Origin of the sequence: Microcoleus sp. PH2017_08_TRC_O_A, assembly GCF_020738665.1 — a bacterium.
In the GTDB taxonomy this organism is placed as follows: domain Bacteria; phylum Cyanobacteriota; class Cyanobacteriia; order Cyanobacteriales; family Microcoleaceae; genus Microcoleus.
In genome coordinates, this window is the sequence record NZ_JAEQCE010000041.1 from 1 (window position 1) to 17173 (window position 17173).

Below are 17173 nucleotides of genomic sequence, written 5' to 3' on the forward strand. Positions count from 1 at the left end.
AAGTCTGAGTAGACTTGGCCGATGTTGTTGAGGTTAACAGCTTCCCCAGAGCGATCGCTCGCAGCCCGAAATAGGGGAAGGGACTGGCTGTAATACTCTCTTGCTTTGAGTTTTTCTCCCAAATCTGAGTAGGCTTTGCCGATGCCCATCAGGGCGATCGCTTCCCCGTGACTATCGCTCGCTTCCCGAAACAATTTTAATGCTATTTCAAACTGAACTATCGCACTTTTTTTAGCTTCTACCGTTCCTTGTTGGTAAAGTAGTAGTCCCTCTTTTAATGCTGCTTCAGCAACGCCAATACTGTTTGTTTGTGCTGTTTGTACGGCTTTACCAACGGGTGCGGCTGCTGCTACTGGCTGACTTAGCTGAACCGAAAGTGCGATCGACATACCAGCCAAAACCCATTGAGTGCGATCGAACATAACTACCCCTTTTGTATTTTATTAAATTTTAATCACTATCCAGCTTGGTGTAAAGGCAGGAAGAGGTAAGGGCGATCGACATTTTTCCTGAATTGGTAAACTGAGCTTGTAGTGCGATCGAACTTTTGCCTAAAATGAGCAACAGCCTAATCGAGTCCAATTCGATAAACACCCACTGGGATTGCCCCGAGTGCGAAGGCACAGGTACAGTCAACGGAGAAACTTGCCCCGAATGTCTCGGAGCAAAATACATTGATATTGATGCGCTAATTAGCTGGATGCTCGCTTTTATGGAATCTCGCGGCTGCAATCCCGATGAAATCGACCAATTGCGAACCGAAAACCCAGATGCGCTGACATTAACTTTTTGCCTCGAACTTTGTATCGCCCTGAAATAAACAACAACAAAAACTCTCTCTTCTCTTCTCTTCCTTTGCGCCCTTCGCGCCTTCGCGGTTCAATAAAAAAATCTCATTCACAAATCCTTAAAAATTACCAAATTAAGTCCCAATAAAACCTACGCACGGGTAGTCAGAAACCGGGTTTTTTAGAAAAATTATTCGTTATCACCCAGAGATTAGGTAAAAAACCCGGTTTCTTTGGTCTTAATGCGTAAGTTTTGCCCAATATTCATTTTCCCTGCACGGGATGTTGCCCGTAATAAGGCAAAGCATCCCACCAATCAGGGCGACTTCCTTGTTTCCACTCCAAATAAGCTAAATCCAACACACCAGAAACCGACGAACCCAACTCGCTACCAACTTCAATTAACTGATAGGAATTTTCCCAGCTTTCCAGCTTTTCCTGCCAAGATTCAGGAGTCATTACGGTATCAGGAAATAACTCAGTTAAACCCGAATTACCGTTAACTGAATAAACAGCGCCAAACAATTGACCTCGCTGTGCGGGCATTTGCAGCGCAATATCCTCTCTCAAAAGCCCCCCCTTAGCAAGGGGGGGTTGGGGGGGTTCCACACTCAAAAGCCCCCCCTTAGCAAGGGGGGGTTGGGGGGGTTCCACACTCAAAAGCCCCCCCTTACTAAGGGGGGGTTGGGGGGGTTCCAACCAAGCAACAGCCGCCAAAGTTGAAATAGTAAAAACCGGAATATTCAACTGTTGAGCCAAAGTCCGCGCCGTCACCATACCCATGCGAGTCCCCGTAAAACCTCCGGGCCCCTTTGCTACTGCAATAAAAGCCAAATCTGCCCAAGTTTGCGGCGCGATAAACTCTACTAAATACTGGTGTAAATCCGTTGCTAAACTGCGGCCCAAATTCCAAGTTTGGCAGCGATTATCGCCGGAAAAATTGCTGATTGCTAAACCTAATTCGGGTGTTGAGGTGTGCAACGCTAAGCCGTATTTTTTAACTAATGTTTTGTCTTGGGGATTGCTATTCACGATTACTGATAATTTTCCTTCACAAAAAACAGCGGCAATGCCACAACCAAGCAACCCAATAGAATGCCAAATATTCCCGTGTTTAAAATCCTTGAATTGCCCATGCCACCAGTTATCAAAAACAGCACTACCAAACTTGCAAATAAATTCTTGTTCGCAAATTCTTTGTCTTGAGAAACTTGATGTTTGACAACCATAAAACCGGATGCAACTATAAGCGCGAACCAAGAATTAAAAATGACTATTTGAGAGCCAAAGATAAACCAAACTAAAGCAAACATGAGCGAATCGAGCCAGAAATCCTGAGTTTTCAACTTCGGAAGCCAAAATTCTTGGGTAACAACTGGGGCGATTTTCTTGGCTAATTGATTGTGTTGCAGCCGCAGGAGTTTGTTTTTTAATTGAATTTTGGGATCGATTTGCAATACTTCCTTCCACTCGGGGATACGAGAATTGTTGACTCTTCCCAACAGCTTAATGGCTGCGACTTTGTTTAACTGCAAATCGGTGATTCTGGTGGCAATTATTTGGGATAAGTGCGGATAGTAAACGGCATTGTCTTCGGTTCTGTTGATGACGATATTCAGCTTTTGCTTGGCTTGACTGACTTGGATTGTAACATTGTACGGGGCGATCGCCTCTTGTAAAGCTTGCTGAATTTCGGCTTGCTGTTCCCGACCCAAAAGCGCAGGTGTCGGGGCCAGTGCAGGCTTCGATTCTGCGCTTGTTTCCGGCGCATCCAGCACGGGCTGCGCGTCTAAATAGACCGGCTTGGGGTTCAACTGCCGGATGACTGCGGATGCTGAATTGTAGCGCCGGTTGGTGGCACTTTGGAGCATGGTGTCGAGGATGCGGCCGAAATCGTCGCTAACAGCACTCTTCAAATAATTGCGCCAAGCCCAGGAATCTTCGGCGCCCTCGAACAAGTCGAAGGGAGGAATGTGAGTCAGCAAGTGAATGCAAGTAACACCCAAACTGTAGATATCGCTAGCAAAAACTGCTTTTCCCATCAATTGTTCTGGGGCTGTATAAGCAGCGCTGCCGATAATTGTACCAGTTTGTGGCAATCCGGTTGCTGTTACTTTCTTTGCTGCACCAAAGTCTACTAAAACTATATCTTTTTGGAAAGGAGAGGGTTGATAGGAATTTTCTAAGGCGGGTAAAGGGGCGGGAGATAGGCGGCGGCGAATGATATTTTCTGGTTTGATATCGCGGTGAATGACTTTGGATTTGTGAACGAAGTGGATTACGGGCAATAAATCGTTGAGGATTTGTCGAATTTGGGTTTCGGTGAATGCTCCTTTTTGTTCTAATTCTTGAGCTAAATTTTTGCCGTCTATAAATTCTTGTACTAAATATTGTCTTCCCTCTTGTTCAAAATGCGCGATTAATTCGGGAATTTGGGGATGTTTTCCCAAGGTTTCTAGCTGGGCTGCTTCTTGGTGGAAGAGTTGGGCGGCTTTTTCGGCTGCGGTGTTTTGCGGGAAAAATTGCTTGATGACGCACTGCCCAAAAGTCTGGGGTTTGGTTTCATCAACTGCTAGGAAAGTTCTGCCGAAGCCTCCTTGCGCGATCGGCTTTATGGTACGGTAGCGAGATGCTGATGGCGATTGTTCGTTAGTTAACAACAATTTTGAGCCGCAACTTTGGCAAAATTCTGCATCACCGGGGTTTTGCGGATTCTGACAAGTTGGGTTTAAGCAATAGGACATTGGATTTTAGATTTTGGATTTTAGATTTTAGATTTAGGAATGGGGAATTGGGAATTGGGAATTGGGAATTGGGCATCGGGCATCGGGCATCGGGAATTGGGAATTGGAACTAAAAAATACCAACTGTTAACGAAGAGGGCGGGCACGGGGGCACTGCCCCTACCACAGGTCAAATGTCTACGGTCTACTAACAACTAATAACTAATAACTAACAACTAACAACTGTCAACTGTCAACTGTCAACTGTCAACTGACTCAAGTCGGTACGAGTTCGCCCGGCCGCAATTTTGCCCATTTGCCGATCTCTTGCTTAAAACTTTGACACCCGACTACATCCCATTCCATTTCTACTTCGTCTTGACGGGGGCGGATGTTGACGTTGATGGTGGGTTCTACGGGGTCGAAATCGGGTGTTTCGGTGAGGTGGATTTGTTCGTGCTGTCCTTCTACGGCGTGGTATGTGAAGCAGCGGTCTACATAGTGGCAGTTAATACAAATACACATTCTTGATATCCTCTGTGCATTTCAAAAAGATTGGTGAATTTTGAGCTTTCTGTTAATCTAGCGTAGCAAGAGTTTAATTGTTTGTAAGGAAAGTAGATTTTTGTTGCGATGCCGATGAATTTGCCACCTGCGTTATCTCCTGAGACTTGGCCGTTCGATTTGGAACTGCTGACACCGCCTGTTTATTTGGTGGGCGGCGCGGTGCGGGATGCGCTGCTGGGCCGCCGATCGCACTATTTTGATTTGGATTTCGTTATGTTAGCACGGGCAGTGAAAACTGCTAGAAAAATTGCCGATCGCACGAAAGGCGGATTTGTGTTGTTGGATGCGGAACGACAGATTGCGCGGGTGGTGTTTGCGGGCGGTACGGTGGATTTTGCACAGGCTTTCGGGGGGAGTCTGGAGGAGGATTTGCACCGCCGCGATTTTCGGATAAATGCGATCGCCTGCAATCCTTTTACCGGAGAAATCATCGATCCTTTGGACGGTCAAGCTGATTTGCGGTTGGGTTTGCTGCGGATGATTTCGCGATCGAATTTAGAGGACGATCCGCTGAGGTTATTAAGAGCTTACCGCCAAGCGGCACAGTTGGGTTTTGCGATCGAACCGGAAACTTTGCAGGCGATTCGGGAATTGGCGCCGTTGTTGAGTCGGGTGGCGGTGGAACGGGTGCGGACAGAATTAGGTTATTTGTTGAGCAATAATAACGGCGTTCCTTGGATTTGTAAGGGTTGCGAAGATGGGTTGTTTTCGATTTGGTTTGAAAGCGCGATCGACCGTTTCGATATCTTGACAAAAATTGACTCGTGTGCTGCTGAATTGGCGGCAATTTACCCGGAGTTGGAGAGAGAGTTTGGGCGATCGATTCGAGATACAATTAAAACGCCGTTGTTGGCGATCGGGAAGTTGGCTGTTTTGGCAAATTCCGACCCGACAATCGCTGAAACCGAGTTGCTGCGGTTGAAGTACAGCAATGCAGAGATTAAAAGTGCGATCGAGCTTTTGAAATATTTGCCACAACTTCAAGCACAACCGATTGCAGAAATGTCCTTACGAGAACAGTATTTCTTGTTTCGCGACGTGGGAATAGTATTTCCAATTTTAGCAGTTTTAGCCATGGCAGCGGGAATTGCGGTTGAGGAGATTGCACTGTTAATTAATCGCTATCTCGATGTCGGTGATATAGTCGCCCATCCCACACAATTAGTGAGCGGCAATGAGTTAATGGAATCTTTGAATATTCCCAGAAGTCCACGCATCGGTCAATTGTTAATGGAGATTCAATTAGCGCGGGTGGAAGGGAGAATTGCGACTCGCGAAGATGCCCTGAAATTGGCGTCAGACTTTGTTGCGGTACAGCCAGATTTGATATAAATACAAATCCCTAAAATGTATAGCGGTTATCAGAAAGATTAGGTACGTTGTTGGGCTTTAGCCCTCTGACTGCCGCATACAAAATACGACTTTGAAACCTCGTTGACTCCTAAATTCGCCTCGGCAGATTAAAGATGAGGGATGAGGTACGTTGTTGGGCTAAAGCCCTCTTACTACCGCATACAAAATACGACTTTCAAACCTCGTTTATCCCTGAGCCAGCCTAGTTTGTTGAGGATAAGTTTAAACCGCCGATTTATCTTTGAGCTCCGTGCTGTTTGAGTAACTTAACAATCTCCGGAGTTGATGATTTGTAAGCAATACTTAAGGCAGTTGCACCATTTTTGTTTCGAGCGTTTACATCCGCACCCTTTGCAAGAAACAACTTTACTAATGCAGGTTTGAATTGCGGAGAGATACCAGTATTGGATTGCACAATTCTCATCAACAGAGTAGTATTATCGTAGGGATCTGGAGCGTTCACATCAGCACCGCGATCGATCAATAATTTTACAATCTCGATATTTCGACCGGAGACAGCGCTGTACAGTAAACCTGATGGTACTTGGGCTTTATTCTTGAGAAGTAATTCAATTATCTCTTGCTTCTTTTTTTCAGACTCAAACCTATTGATTACAGAAAAAAAGGTGTTATCATTCACCTTGGCGCCTCGCTCGATCAAGGCTTTCATTGCTTGAGAATTGCCGCTTTCTGCTGCGATGTTGAGTGCTGTTTGTCCGTATTCGCTGCGATCGATCGCCTCCATGTCTGCACCGCTGGCGATTAAAAGGTCGATCGCCCCGCTACCCCGTCCAGCAGCCGCCGCGTGCAGGGGCGTTTGTCCTGATTTGTCGAGAGCCCTTACATCCAATCCTTTTTGGAGAAACAACTGTACAATTGCCTGATTTGGGCCAAAAGCAGCCGCGTGTAACAGTGTTTGGTTTAAATAAGTCTTGAAATGGATATCTGCATTTTTTGCCAAGAGCTTTTCGACTGCTGCGCGATCGCCCGTGTAAGCAGCACTAAACAGCAAAATGTTGATATTATCTATTTTCGGCAATTCCCATTCATCTAACATATCCCCAATTCTCACCCGATCGCCCTGCCAACTCACAGACACAAGCTGCACCATCTCAAAACTTTTACTATTCAACTCTCTTCCAGCCGCATCGAACAGAAATACATCGCAGGGGGCATCGCTTCCTCCACCGGGCATAGAAAACACCATCGGATATCTGAGAATCGCGATCGAATATTTGCCATCAGGACTAAATTCGGCCGTGCGAATACCCAATTTCATAATTTGTCGGGGGGCAACGGAGAGGATAATTAACAAGCCTAAAATACCAAGACAGCCAAAACGAAAGAAACGCATAATTATCTTAAGGTAGCTTATGCGATCGACTATAGCAGTGCTAAATGAGTCGTAAAGTTTTTTACCCCACCCCAACCCTCCCCTTATTAAGGGGAGGGAGTAAGAAATTTACAAATGATTTAGGATTGCTATATAACTTTTAACCTATGTCGGTCGATCGCACTTTGGGAATTAGCAAACAACGATCGCGATCGCACCTGCAAATCTTTCAGCAGCATGGTGACGCCAGATAGAGCGACTTTTGGACGATCGGCAAAATTTACTGCAAGCTAGACTAGAGTTGTAATGGTCGTTCTCGATCGACAATTTACAACAACTCATCAAAAAACATTCATCCAGCAAAGTCCGGGAATTCCCGTTGGAGCTTGTGCTGGTTGTTCCCTTCGTGTTACTACTGAGTTACGAAACTTCCGCATATCCTCGGCGAGGAACTAAGCTTTTCCCAAGTCTGAGCAATTGCTGCATTCCTATCCGCTGTTTCCGTTAAACTTTGGTCAGGAACCCAACTCTAAAGAGATTGGGCTTGCAAGAGAAATCAAGTAAGCCATTCTGACCAGCCTAAGTCTTCACTGACTACGTTATTTGGGTCACGACACCCTGTGGATGCGACGCCAGTCTCCTGCTCTGTCGCTAGTGGTTAAACAGTTTTAAGGTCACTGAAACAGTGCTGCTAGCCCAACAAGCCCTTATAACATTGGCGAGGCGAACATTACCCCGCAAGGGAGGCTCCACAAGAGCAAACATTATGCGTACAGGGTTGCAAGGTTTGAAACGGTAACTGTCCCGTTGAAAGTGCATTACAAAAGTACACCAAACCAAGCAACTCCAAGGCGGTAATGGCAAGAAAGATTCAAGGCGGTTGAAACCGCCCGGGTTGTTTCCCTCTCAGGTCTAAAGACTCTGAGTTTCTCACTTACCGAATAGTTTGATGATTTTTGAGCGCCTTGAAATACTACAGCCAACATCCTAACGCTTTCTCGATCGACTATCTCAACGACTTACGAGGAGCAATTCTCGCCTCACCTTACTTTGCAACCAACAACCTCAACCGCGATTTCATCGGCACAAAAGGCTTTTCCGTGGTATTTGGGCGCGCTCAAATCGCCGAAGTCGAGCGCCGATTCCCGTTGTTCAAACCCTATCTAGACCAAGCATTACAGCCGGAATGCAACGCTTTTTACCTCAATCCCCTGCTTCTGGGCGAAGGTTCCCGCGTCGATCCGCATATCGATCGATCTTTGCGATCGTACTGCAAAACGGTTGAACCTCCCGCCGCCGTCAGCGTTTTGTACGTACAAGTTCCCCCAAATTTGCAAGGCGGAGAATTGATACTCCGGCGCAACAAACAGCAAGTCGGACAGATTAAGCCACAAGTCAATTCACTGATCTATTTTCAAGGAGATTTGACACACTCAGTCAACGCCGTAAAAAGTAGCGGGACTCGCTTAAGTTTGGTTTGCGAACAGTACAGTTTGAGCGCCACAGAATTACAAGATATTCCCGGATTTACAATCGAGTCTCGGGCCGCGAAAGCAAAGAATAAGTGAAGTTTATTCGATAATTGATATCTGATCCAGTGAATGAATCAAAATGCTTGTAGGGGCGGGTTAACCAACAATTTATGGCTCAAACCAACAATCTCATAAACCCGCCCCCACCACGCGACAAAATTAGCTCGCGCGCAATTCAACGGACATGAAATGAGCTAGTAGCTAGTAGGGTGCGTCAGCTTTGAACTCTCAATTATTGACAAAATAACCCGCTGCTGACACACCCTACAACTCAAATTCTGCCGTTATGTGCGATCGGGCGATCGCCCCTTCGCCAAAAAAACTAAACTTTTGTAGCCTACGATACATTTATTTTCTTAATCATTGTTTACACTTTCCAAGTGTAGATTGTGTACTCTCCATAATTCCCCAAAACCCTAAACAAGTGCGTTGTTTGGTGGACAGCGATTTATCGATCGTCGAACCATTAAAAACCATAAGTAGTTTTGACCAGAATTCATAGGAATTAACTCGCACAAAATTTTTGAGCTTACCAGGGTGAAAATTAGCCAGCAAATCTGTGCAGCGCCGACATCTACGATGTTGACTCAAATTAGTACAGTCTCCAGTCATCTATTTGCTTGCTAATAATCGAAATCCAACCGCATCTATGGAACACCGGATTCTCACCAACACCGACGGCGAAGAGATTCCGCCTCGCTCCTCCAATCTTTGAGAGCCAGCCAAACAAGGCATTCTCCAAAAAGTTAGGTCAGACTAAAAATGTTGGTAAATCCAACATATTCGTCAACGGTTAGAATTGCACTAACCTATATTTTTTCACAGCTACTCGTCCTTAATTCGCATAAAAATAACCATGAGTGGAAACGAATCGCGCATTCAAGCAATTTCTCAAATCGTCAACCGCCAAATAACTCCTGCAAAGCCTCCCAAGCGGTTAGAAGAAATGTGGGCAACAGACGTGTTTAGTCTGAGCAAAATGCAAGAAAGCCTGCCCAAAAGCATTTTTAAATCAGTCAAAAATACCATTCAAACAGGTACAACACTCGATCCTTCCGTAGCCGATGTAGTTGCAGTAGCAATGAAAGATTGGGCTATTTCCAAAGGAGCCCTCTACTACGCCCACGTATTCTATCCACTAACAAATAGCACCGCCGAAAAACACGACGGTTTCATCTCCGTCCAAAGCGACGGCTCCGTCATCTCAGAATTTGCAGGTAAACTGCTAGTACAAGGCGAACCCGACGGTTCATCCTTCCCCAACGGTGGCATTCGCTCCACCGCAGCCGCTCGCGGATACACAGCCTGGGATGTCACCAGCCCCGCCTATGTCATGGAAACAGACAACGGCATGACATTGTGCATTCCCACTGTTTTCATCTCCTGGACAGGTGAAGCCCTAGACAAGAAAACCCCGCTTTTGCGCTCCATTGCTGCCATGAACAAAGCAGCAACCAGAGTCTTAAAACTGCTAGGAAATACCGAAGTCGCTCCCGTAAATTCCAGTTGCGGTGCCGAGCAAGAATACTTCCTGATCGATTCCAACTTCGCCAACAGCCGCCCCGATTTGTTATTAGCAGGTCGCACCCTGTTTGGCAAGCCTCCTGCCAAAGGTCAGCAATTTGACGACCACTATTTTGGAGCAATTCCAGAGCGCGTTCAAGTCTTCATGCAAGAAGTAGAAGAAAGAATGTACCGCCTGGGAATTCCTGCCAAAACTCGCCACAACGAAGTAGCACCAGGTCAGTTTGAAATTGCACCCTTTTTTGAAGCAGCAAACGTCGCCAGCGACCACCAACAATTAACCATGACAATTCTCCGCAACACCGCGAAGAAACATGGTTTTATGTGCTTGCTGCACGAGAAGCCTTTCGCAGGAATCAACGGTTCCGGCAAACACGTCAACTGGTCAGTCGGTAACGCCACCCAAGGCAACTTATTAGATCCAGGCGATACACCACACTCCAACATACAGTTCCTAGTTTTCTGCGGCGCTGTAATTCGCGGCGTTCACAAATACGGCCCCTTGTTGCGCGCCGTAGTTGCAACTGCTAGCAACGACCACCGCTTGGGCGCCAATGAAGCTCCGCCAGCAATTATCTCTGTCTATTTGGGATCCCAATTAGAAGATATCTTCGATCAAATTAGCAAGGGGGGTATTAAGGATTCCCAAGGTCGCGGAATCATGAATTTAGGCGTAGAAACACTGCCTGTTTTCGTCAAAGATGCCGGCGACAGAAACCGGACTTCGCCCTTTGCCTTTACTGGAAACCGCTTTGAATTCCGCGCAGTAGGTTCGGGTCAATCTGTTTCCGGCCCGCTGGTCGCGATGAATACAATTCTCGCAGATTCTTTGGACTGGGTTGCTAACAAATTAGAAAGCGCTTTGACCAACGGAACTGACTTGAATGCTGCCATCCAAACACTCTTGAAAGAAGTGATGGACGAGCACGGCGCTGTGGTATTTGGCGGCAACGGCTATTCTGAAGAATGGCACAAAATGGCCGTTGAAGAACGCGGTTTAGCTAACTTGCGGACTACCGCTGATGCTTTGCCCGTATTGAAGGCAGAATACATTGAGGACTTGTTTGAAAAGACAGGTGTTCTCACTCCGGTTGAATTGGAAAGCCGTTTTGATGTGTATGCAGAGCAGTATATACTGGCTATTGAAGTCGAAGCAAAACTGGTCGGCAGCATTTCCAAAACAATGATTTATCCGGCAGCGGTGAGATATTTGTCGGATCTTTCTAACACAATTGCTGGCTTGAAAGAGATTGGCATTGAATTAGAAAAGGCAACTGCTCAACAAGTCGCGACGCTGGTTAAGTCGATGATGGATACTGCGAGCAAGTTGAGTGATGCTTTGAGCAAGCACGATTTTGCTACAACTGAAGAGCATATGCAGTATGCTTCGCAAACCATTCGTCCTTTGATGGATGAGGTTCGTCAGTATGCTGATGCTTTGGAAGCTGAAGTGGCTGATGATTTGTGGCCGCTTCCTACTTATCAAGAAATGCTGTTTGTTAAGTAAGCTGTTGGGCATCTAAATTGTATTTTTGGGGCGGGCTTTCTGGCCCACCCCACAAGACTTTTCTTAAACTTGACTATACAATTTCAATGCACTTGTGCTTAATCGCAAACCTGGTTAATTTCTGGTGAGATTTGTGGGGACACGGCAATGCCGTGTCCCTACAATATTATTTTGGGGTAGGGACACGGCACTGCCGTCTCCTTTGATGTTATGGTTAAAAACTTTATTTTAATCAACGCCCTACAGTTGCTATCAACCGGATTTCAGCGCTCCCGGCAAACAGGCAAAGCAGGCTTCGATCGCTGCGGAACTTGAGCCATTTGATTGTATGCTACAAGCGTTACTTGTCCATCAGCATTTATCACCCAACCTTGAGCGGGAATCACTGGCTGGGGCTGAATTTCTATTTCTGCTTTTGTACCCTGTAGATTTTGACTGCTACCGACGGCCGGTTCCACCCAACTAAACAGGGTAGAATCGCTGCTGAGCAAATCATTTGGGTTCGCAGGTATTCCTCCTTTACCAGTAATAGTAAACTCACTTCCCGCCCCTTGAGTGCAAGGATTAGCTACAATTAACGCCTCTGGAGAGATAACATTTTGTGGCAATTCTACCAATCCTTGAGCCGGATTGACACCAGAAGTGCTAAACGTTACTGCCCCTTGCAAAGCCGGGCCAGCCTGTTGAGAAATAGCCGCGATGTCGCTAGTGGGAATTAAAGAAGTTGGATTCACTTGTAAGTTAGCAAATTCAGCATCAGTCAATCCTAAAGTGCTTCTAGCTGCTTCGCGATTAATGCTCGTAAAACCAAATATATTCGGTACATTGACTGTAACTTGTCCGCCCCTGGCTGTGCGAGCATTGGCTGTAATATCGCTATTTTCACGCGGGAGGGCTAACAAAATATCGCTATTAATTCTGATATTTCCACCTTCAGAAATACCAGCATCGGTGGTAATTCTGCTATTGCGCCGCAACTGGATGGATCGCGATCGCAGATTAATATTTGCCCCAGTACCAGATACGGTTGTACCATCAATGCTGGCTTTGTTATCCAGGGCGATCGCATCAGCAACAACGTTGATATTGCCAGCGCGTCCCGATCCAATACTTGCCACATTGACCGTTGCCCCATCCCTAATAATCAATTGATTAACATTCAGATTCAACGAGCCCGCATTCCCCGTAGCGTTGGGATTGACAAAACTAAACGCCCTGCCAGCCGAAGCCTCAATTCTACTGCTGAACCGACCGTTATTCCCACTGCCTTGGACTTCTGTGCGATCGGCATTAATCGTAATATCTCCCGCATCTGCTGCACTCAAAGAACCCGCAGTAATAATGCCCCCATCCCGCAGAGTGAGCCTGGGTGTAGAAAGGCGGATATCTCCACCTCTACCAGAGCTTGTAGTTTGAGTGCCAAGAACACTCGGTGCGAAGCCCGCATTCCCCCCTGTCAAAACTCCAGACACGCCGCTCACTTCGATCGAGTCTGAAGCTCTGATAGTTAAAGTTCCTCCTGGCCCCCCACCGGTAGAAAACACATTTTCACCAATAATCGTACCCGTCGATAAAGTAATTACAGCTCCATTAGAAACAGTCAGCCGCTTAGTGTCGATCGTAATATCCCCAGCTTTCCCCTTTCCATCGAAAGAGCTAGTAGCCAGAGTAGTTTGCCCCGTACCTCCACCCAGACTCCCCGACAATTCTACAGATTCATTCGTTTTAATCGCGATATTCCCCGATGCTCCATCACTACGGCTGATGCCGATCAGACTGGCTCCATCGCGCATGATTAACCGTTGTGCGTCAACAGTGATACTTCCGCCTTGGCCGGTACTTCCACGAGTTGTGCCGCTGTTGAGCACTGAACCGATCAATTCGACGGTGTTAGCACGGATATTCAGATTTCCGGCATTTGCAGCAGTAAAGGTACTGGTACCGCCCAGTGCCCCATCGCGCAGCAGCAGCCGAGGAGTGTCAATGTTAATATTTCCAGCGGCTCCACTACCAGCAGTACCAGCACTCAGCATAATTTGCGGGTCAAAAGGGTTGAACGCTCCAGAGGCTAGATATTGGCTATAAACCCGCTGATAGCCTTCAATTCCCAGCCCGCTCATTTCTACTGAGTCAGTAGCGTGGATGTTTAAATTGTTCCCCTTCCCATCTCCGAGTGTGGCGCTGAGAATTTGCGACCCTTTATCTACTCGCAAGTTTTGGGCATTAATATCAATACTTCTGCCATCAAGATTTCCGAGTGTTAGGCTATAAATTCCTGAACTACTGACGGTGACATTAGAACCTCTGATGTCAATTTTTCCACCGCCTAATCCGCTGGTATTTATCAATGCACCGTTCATTTCAATGTTGCCAAAGTTCTGAATATTGCTGTAGTTTAAATTCAGACCTAAAGCTGTTGGTTCAAATTGTACTAAACCTGGAGTTTTCACACTTCCTAATAATATTTGTCCGGTATAAGCTGTTAAATTGCCGCCGTTTAGTTGAATGTCTCCACCAATTAAGGCTAAAGTTTGACCGGGGTCTACGGCTAAACCAAGTTTGTTAGAAACAGGAACCTCTATCGGTAGTGGTGGTAAGGTTGGTGTGGGGCCCATTGCTTGGGAAGTGTTGACAATTGTACCGGGATTGTCTCGAAATCTCAAGCCCACAGGAATATTAATCGCTAATAACGGCACGGCGCTGGGGTTCGCGCTGCTAAATTCAAAGCCGTTATTAAAAACAATACTATCAGCGGTTGAACCGATAAATGAGCCGCGTAAATCTAATCGAGCATTGGGGCCGAAGATAATTCCTTTCGGATTGAGTAAGAATAAGTTGGCGTTTCCTTGTACTCCTAATGTTCCTAAAATATTGGAAGAATTGCTACCTGTGACGCGGGTAAAAATGTTAGCAATGCCGTTAGGATTGGCAAAATATGCGCCTCTACCTTCACCGACGTTGAATTCGCGGAAACTGTGAAATAAGCTAGAACCGCGACTTGCACCGCCTTCTATGCGGTCTGATGGTAGGTTATTGATGCTGTCGGAGACTGTGCGGGAGTTTTCAGTTCCTAAAGTGCGATCGGGGATGATTTGAGCAATTGTGGCAGTGGGAAATAGCAATAAGAAAGCAAAAAATAGGGCGGAAGATTTGCGAGGCATAGTTTAACATCTCTTAGAACTTAGGGAGAACAAATTTGGATGGACGATCGACATTTGTGTTTTCAGAATAGCCGATCGCCCAAACTCAAATTCCCTCATCAATCAAACGATTTGTTTGCTCGCGGGTTCCCCCGTACCAGGAGGTACTACTGAATCGCCAAAAGCAATCCGCAGAAAAGGCGGAGCCAAGAAAGTCGTCAGAATCACCATGATAATAATCGAGACTTCCAACGGCTTATCCAACACCCCACTCGCCGAACCAATTCCGGCAAAAACCAAACCGACTTCGCCCCGAGGAATCATCCCAACTCCGATCGCCAATCGATTGATTCCGGGCACACCAAACACCACCCAACCTGTAACAATTTTGCCAATAATCGCCACCACAATCAAGAAAGCCGCAATCAAAAGGCCCGCCCGATTATCCGGCACTGCTGGGTTCAAAACTCGCAAATCGGCCCTAGCTCCCACTGTCACAAAAAAGATGGGGACAATGACATCTGAGATGGGTTTCACCAATTCATCCAACTCTGTGCGCGCATCGCTTTTATCCAACACCAAACCAGCCGCAAACGCACCCAAAATCGCTTCCAGATGAATTGCGTTGCCCAGAAATGCCATGAATAAGGCGAAAATAAAGGCCGGGATAATAATATTGCCGCGAGTTTTGAGTTGGCCCACCACCGCCGAGAAGGTTTTGTCGAAGACACCGCCCAACAGAATCGAACCTAACAGAAATACAGTGGCGCTGACAATCAAATAGATGACATTAACAACATCAATTTCACCAGTTTTAGCTAAGCTAGCGACAACAGCTAGGACAATAATTCCCAGCACATCATCAATCACTGCCGCACCGACAATAATTTGACCTTCTTTAGATGTCAGTTGTCCTAAATCAGACAACACTTTCGAGGTAATTCCGATGCTGGTTGCTGTCAAAGCCGCACCTGCAAAAATTGCCGGAATTGCTGGAGTGTGGAAAATTACCATCAAGCCAACAGTACCTGCGGCAAAGGGAACAGCCACGCCTACACAGGCGACAACGACGGCTTGAACTCCGACTTGTTTTAGTTGATTGAGATCGGACTCTAAGCCAATTTCAAACAGCAGAATAATTACGCCTAATTCGCCCAGCACAGAAATGATTTCACTCTGCGATTCAAAGACACTGGTAAGGGCGGCAGGGGATAGATGGTTGAGCGATTGTAGAACACTCATAATCCCGGAGTCTGAAGCTGACAGCCCGCTTTCGGAAAAAACGATCAGGTGTAAAGCAGACACCCCGACAATTACCCCTGCTACCAATTCACCCAATACGGGCGGTAAATCGAAGTTTCTCGCTACTTCTGCGCCTAATTTACTGGCGATATAAATCACTACTAAACTGAGCAAAACTCCGCTGAGGACGATCGGCGAATTTTCGGGATCGACTGTTGCTAGCAAAGGTATGGGAGCAATTAGCGGTGCTATCCCTGAACTGAAAGCTGTAATTGTATGGTTCACAAACATGAGTGATGTGATGGTAATAAAGATGATTCTACGCTGATTGATGATTGAATTTATGAAGTGTAGTAGGGACACGGCGCCGTGCCCATAGGTGTCAACTTATGACTACAACCCTTGATAAGTCTCGTTTTTACCTGAGTCCAGATCCCCCTAAATCCCCCTTAAGAAGGGGGACTTTGAGAAGACTCCTGTCCCCCCCTTCTTAAGGGGGGTTAGGGGGGATCTGGCTTTAATCGTCAAACAATAGTCTCTGAATGGGTTTGACGTTAAGTTGACACTAATGGGCATTGCCGTGTCCCTACGGGGATTGAGCGATAGGCGGGTGTACTTCATAAATGTGGAATTTGCTGTATCAAGCAAAACTTGAAGAACCCAAATCTGGGGGAACATCCTGCCATCTTCCTTGTCCTACTGCTTGAATTGCTTCTTTTAGCATGATATCGCCGGTATAAATTGCTCTACCAACGATCGCACTTTTGACACCAATTGGTTCCAAAGCCAACAAACTTAACAAATCTGCGATCGAACTGACGCCGCCGGAAGCAATCACCGGAATCGAGATGGCGCTAGCAATTTCCCGCAAAGATTCCAAATTCGGCCCTTCCATGGTGCCGTCGCGGTGAATGTCGGTGTAAATAATTTCAGCCGCCCCTAATTCTGCCATTTTTTGCGCCAATTCTGTCGCTAAAACTTCGGAAGTTTCCAGCCAGCCTCTGGTAGCAACTTTACCGTTTCTGGCATCGATTCCGACGAGAATTTGACCTGGAAATTCGGCACACAATTCACCGACTAATTGCGGTTGTTCGACGGCGACAGTGCCGAGAATGGCGCGCTGAACGCCTAATTTGAGAATTGCCGCGACAGAAGGGCGATCGCGCATTCCGCCTCCTAATTGACAGGGAACGTCTACTGCGCGGACGATCGCCTCAATGGCTGCTAAGTTTACAGGATGACCTGCTTTTGCCCCATCGAGGTCTACCAAATGCAGCATTGTGGCGCCTTCATTTACCCACTGTCTGGCGACTTCGACGGGATTTTCGTTAAAAGTTTGGGACTTGGCGTAGTCTCCCTGATAGAGTCTGACGCATTTTCCGTCCAAAAGGTCGATCGCTGGAATTACATTCATAATATTTGGGAATTGGGGAATTGGGGAATTGGGAATTGGGAATTGGGAAT

Annotated in this window: 12 protein-coding genes; 4 read left to right on the plus strand and 8 right to left on the minus strand. The window is 46.5% G+C overall.

Annotation, left to right across the window (positions count from 1 at the left end; genetic code table 11):
• Window positions 1-422: tetratricopeptide repeat protein (locus tag JGK22_RS16140; protein ID WP_293313194.1), on the minus strand; the 422-nt coding region annotated here is incomplete at its 3' end.
• A 134-nt stretch (window positions 423-556) separates the two neighbouring features.
• On the opposite strand from JGK22_RS16140, the gene JGK22_RS16145 reads away from it, so the two are divergent.
• Entirely contained in the window at window positions 557-820 is a 264-nt protein-coding gene (locus tag JGK22_RS16145; protein ID WP_293193190.1) for a hypothetical protein, read from the plus strand.
• A 232-nt stretch (window positions 821-1052) separates the two neighbouring features.
• Here JGK22_RS16145 and tsaB read toward each other — a convergent pair whose 3' ends face one another.
• The 3 genes from tsaB to JGK22_RS16160 all read right to left on the minus strand — a co-directional run bounded on the left by tsaB (window position 1053) and on the right by JGK22_RS16160 (window position 4036).
• Window positions 1053-1820, minus strand: a complete 768-nt coding sequence (tsaB, locus tag JGK22_RS16150; RefSeq protein ID WP_293313195.1) for a tRNA (adenosine(37)-N6)-threonylcarbamoyltransferase complex dimerization subunit type 1 TsaB — start codon at window positions 1818-1820, stop codon at window positions 1053-1055.
• Between the two features lie 2 nt (window positions 1821-1822).
• Window positions 1823-3532 (minus strand): serine/threonine-protein kinase, encoded by a 1710-nt coding sequence (locus JGK22_RS16155; protein WP_293313196.1) that lies wholly within the window; start codon window positions 3530-3532, stop codon window positions 1823-1825.
• A 255-nt stretch (window positions 3533-3787) separates the two neighbouring features.
• On the minus strand, window positions 3788-4036 hold the full coding sequence (locus JGK22_RS16160; protein WP_293205542.1) for a Ycf34 family protein: 249 nt from the start codon (window positions 4034-4036) through the stop codon (window positions 3788-3790).
• Window positions 4037-4144: 108 nt separating this feature from the next.
• Between JGK22_RS16160 and JGK22_RS16165 the strand changes: the two genes are divergently transcribed.
• Window positions 4145-5410: a CCA tRNA nucleotidyltransferase gene (locus JGK22_RS16165; RefSeq protein WP_293205540.1), complete on the plus strand. Its 1266-nt coding sequence runs from the start codon at window positions 4145-4147 to the stop codon at window positions 5408-5410.
• A gap of 256 nt (window positions 5411-5666) precedes the next feature.
• Here JGK22_RS16165 and JGK22_RS16170 read toward each other — a convergent pair whose 3' ends face one another.
• Entirely contained in the window at window positions 5667-6785 is a 1119-nt protein-coding gene (locus JGK22_RS16170; RefSeq protein ID WP_293313197.1) for an ankyrin repeat domain-containing protein, read from the minus strand.
• A gap of 935 nt (window positions 6786-7720) precedes the next feature.
• On the opposite strand from JGK22_RS16170, the gene JGK22_RS16175 reads away from it, so the two are divergent.
• Window positions 7721-8332: a 2OG-Fe(II) oxygenase gene (locus JGK22_RS16175; RefSeq protein WP_293176916.1), complete on the plus strand. Its 612-nt coding sequence runs from the start codon at window positions 7721-7723 to the stop codon at window positions 8330-8332.
• Window positions 8333-9152: 820 nt separating this feature from the next.
• Entirely contained in the window at window positions 9153-11327 is a 2175-nt protein-coding gene (locus tag JGK22_RS16180) for a glutamine synthetase III (RefSeq protein WP_293192063.1), read from the plus strand.
• A gap of 263 nt (window positions 11328-11590) precedes the next feature.
• Here the strand turns inward: JGK22_RS16180 and JGK22_RS16185 are convergent, their stop codons facing one another.
• The 3 genes from JGK22_RS16185 to hisA form a co-directional block, all read right to left on the minus strand.
• A complete protein-coding gene (locus JGK22_RS16185; RefSeq protein WP_293228947.1) occupies window positions 11591-14488 on the minus strand; it encodes a filamentous hemagglutinin N-terminal domain-containing protein in 2898 nt (965 codons plus the stop codon).
• Window positions 14489-14590: 102 nt separating this feature from the next.
• Complete coding sequence (locus JGK22_RS16190) at window positions 14591-16000, minus strand: cation:proton antiporter (protein ID WP_293205534.1); 1410 nt, start codon at window positions 15998-16000, stop codon at window positions 14591-14593.
• A gap of 349 nt (window positions 16001-16349) precedes the next feature.
• Window positions 16350-17123, minus strand: a complete 774-nt coding sequence (gene hisA, locus JGK22_RS16195; protein ID WP_293176908.1) for a 1-(5-phosphoribosyl)-5-[(5-phosphoribosylamino)methylideneamino]imidazole-4-carboxamide isomerase — start codon at window positions 17121-17123, stop codon at window positions 16350-16352.
• Window positions 17124-17173 lie beyond the last annotated feature (50 nt).

Bases quoted from the DNA above. Each gene is read 5' to 3' on its own strand.
- JGK22_RS16165 (WP_293205540.1), top strand. From the start codon at position 4,145: ATGCCGATGAATTTGCCACCTGCGTTATCTCCTGAGACTTGGCCGTTC.
- JGK22_RS16170 (WP_293313197.1), bottom strand. From the start codon at position 6,785: ATGCGTTTCTTTCGTTTTGGCTGTCTTGGTATTTTAGGCTTGTTAATT.
- JGK22_RS16160 (WP_293205542.1), bottom strand. From the start codon at position 4,036: ATGTGTATTTGTATTAACTGCCACTATGTAGACCGCTGCTTCACATAC.
- JGK22_RS16185 (WP_293228947.1), bottom strand. From the start codon at position 14,488: ATGCCTCGCAAATCTTCCGCCCTATTTTTTGCTTTCTTATTGCTATTT.
- JGK22_RS16145 (WP_293193190.1), top strand. From the start codon at position 557: ATGAGCAACAGCCTAATCGAGTCCAATTCGATAAACACCCACTGGGAT.
- JGK22_RS16155 (WP_293313196.1), bottom strand. From the start codon at position 3,532: ATGTCCTATTGCTTAAACCCAACTTGTCAGAATCCGCAAAACCCCGGT.
- hisA (WP_293176908.1), bottom strand. From the start codon at position 17,123: ATGAATGTAATTCCAGCGATCGACCTTTTGGACGGAAAATGCGTCAGA.
- JGK22_RS16190 (WP_293205534.1), bottom strand. From the start codon at position 16,000: ATGTTTGTGAACCATACAATTACAGCTTTCAGTTCAGGGATAGCACCG.
- JGK22_RS16180 (WP_293192063.1), top strand. From the start codon at position 9,153: ATGAGTGGAAACGAATCGCGCATTCAAGCAATTTCTCAAATCGTCAAC.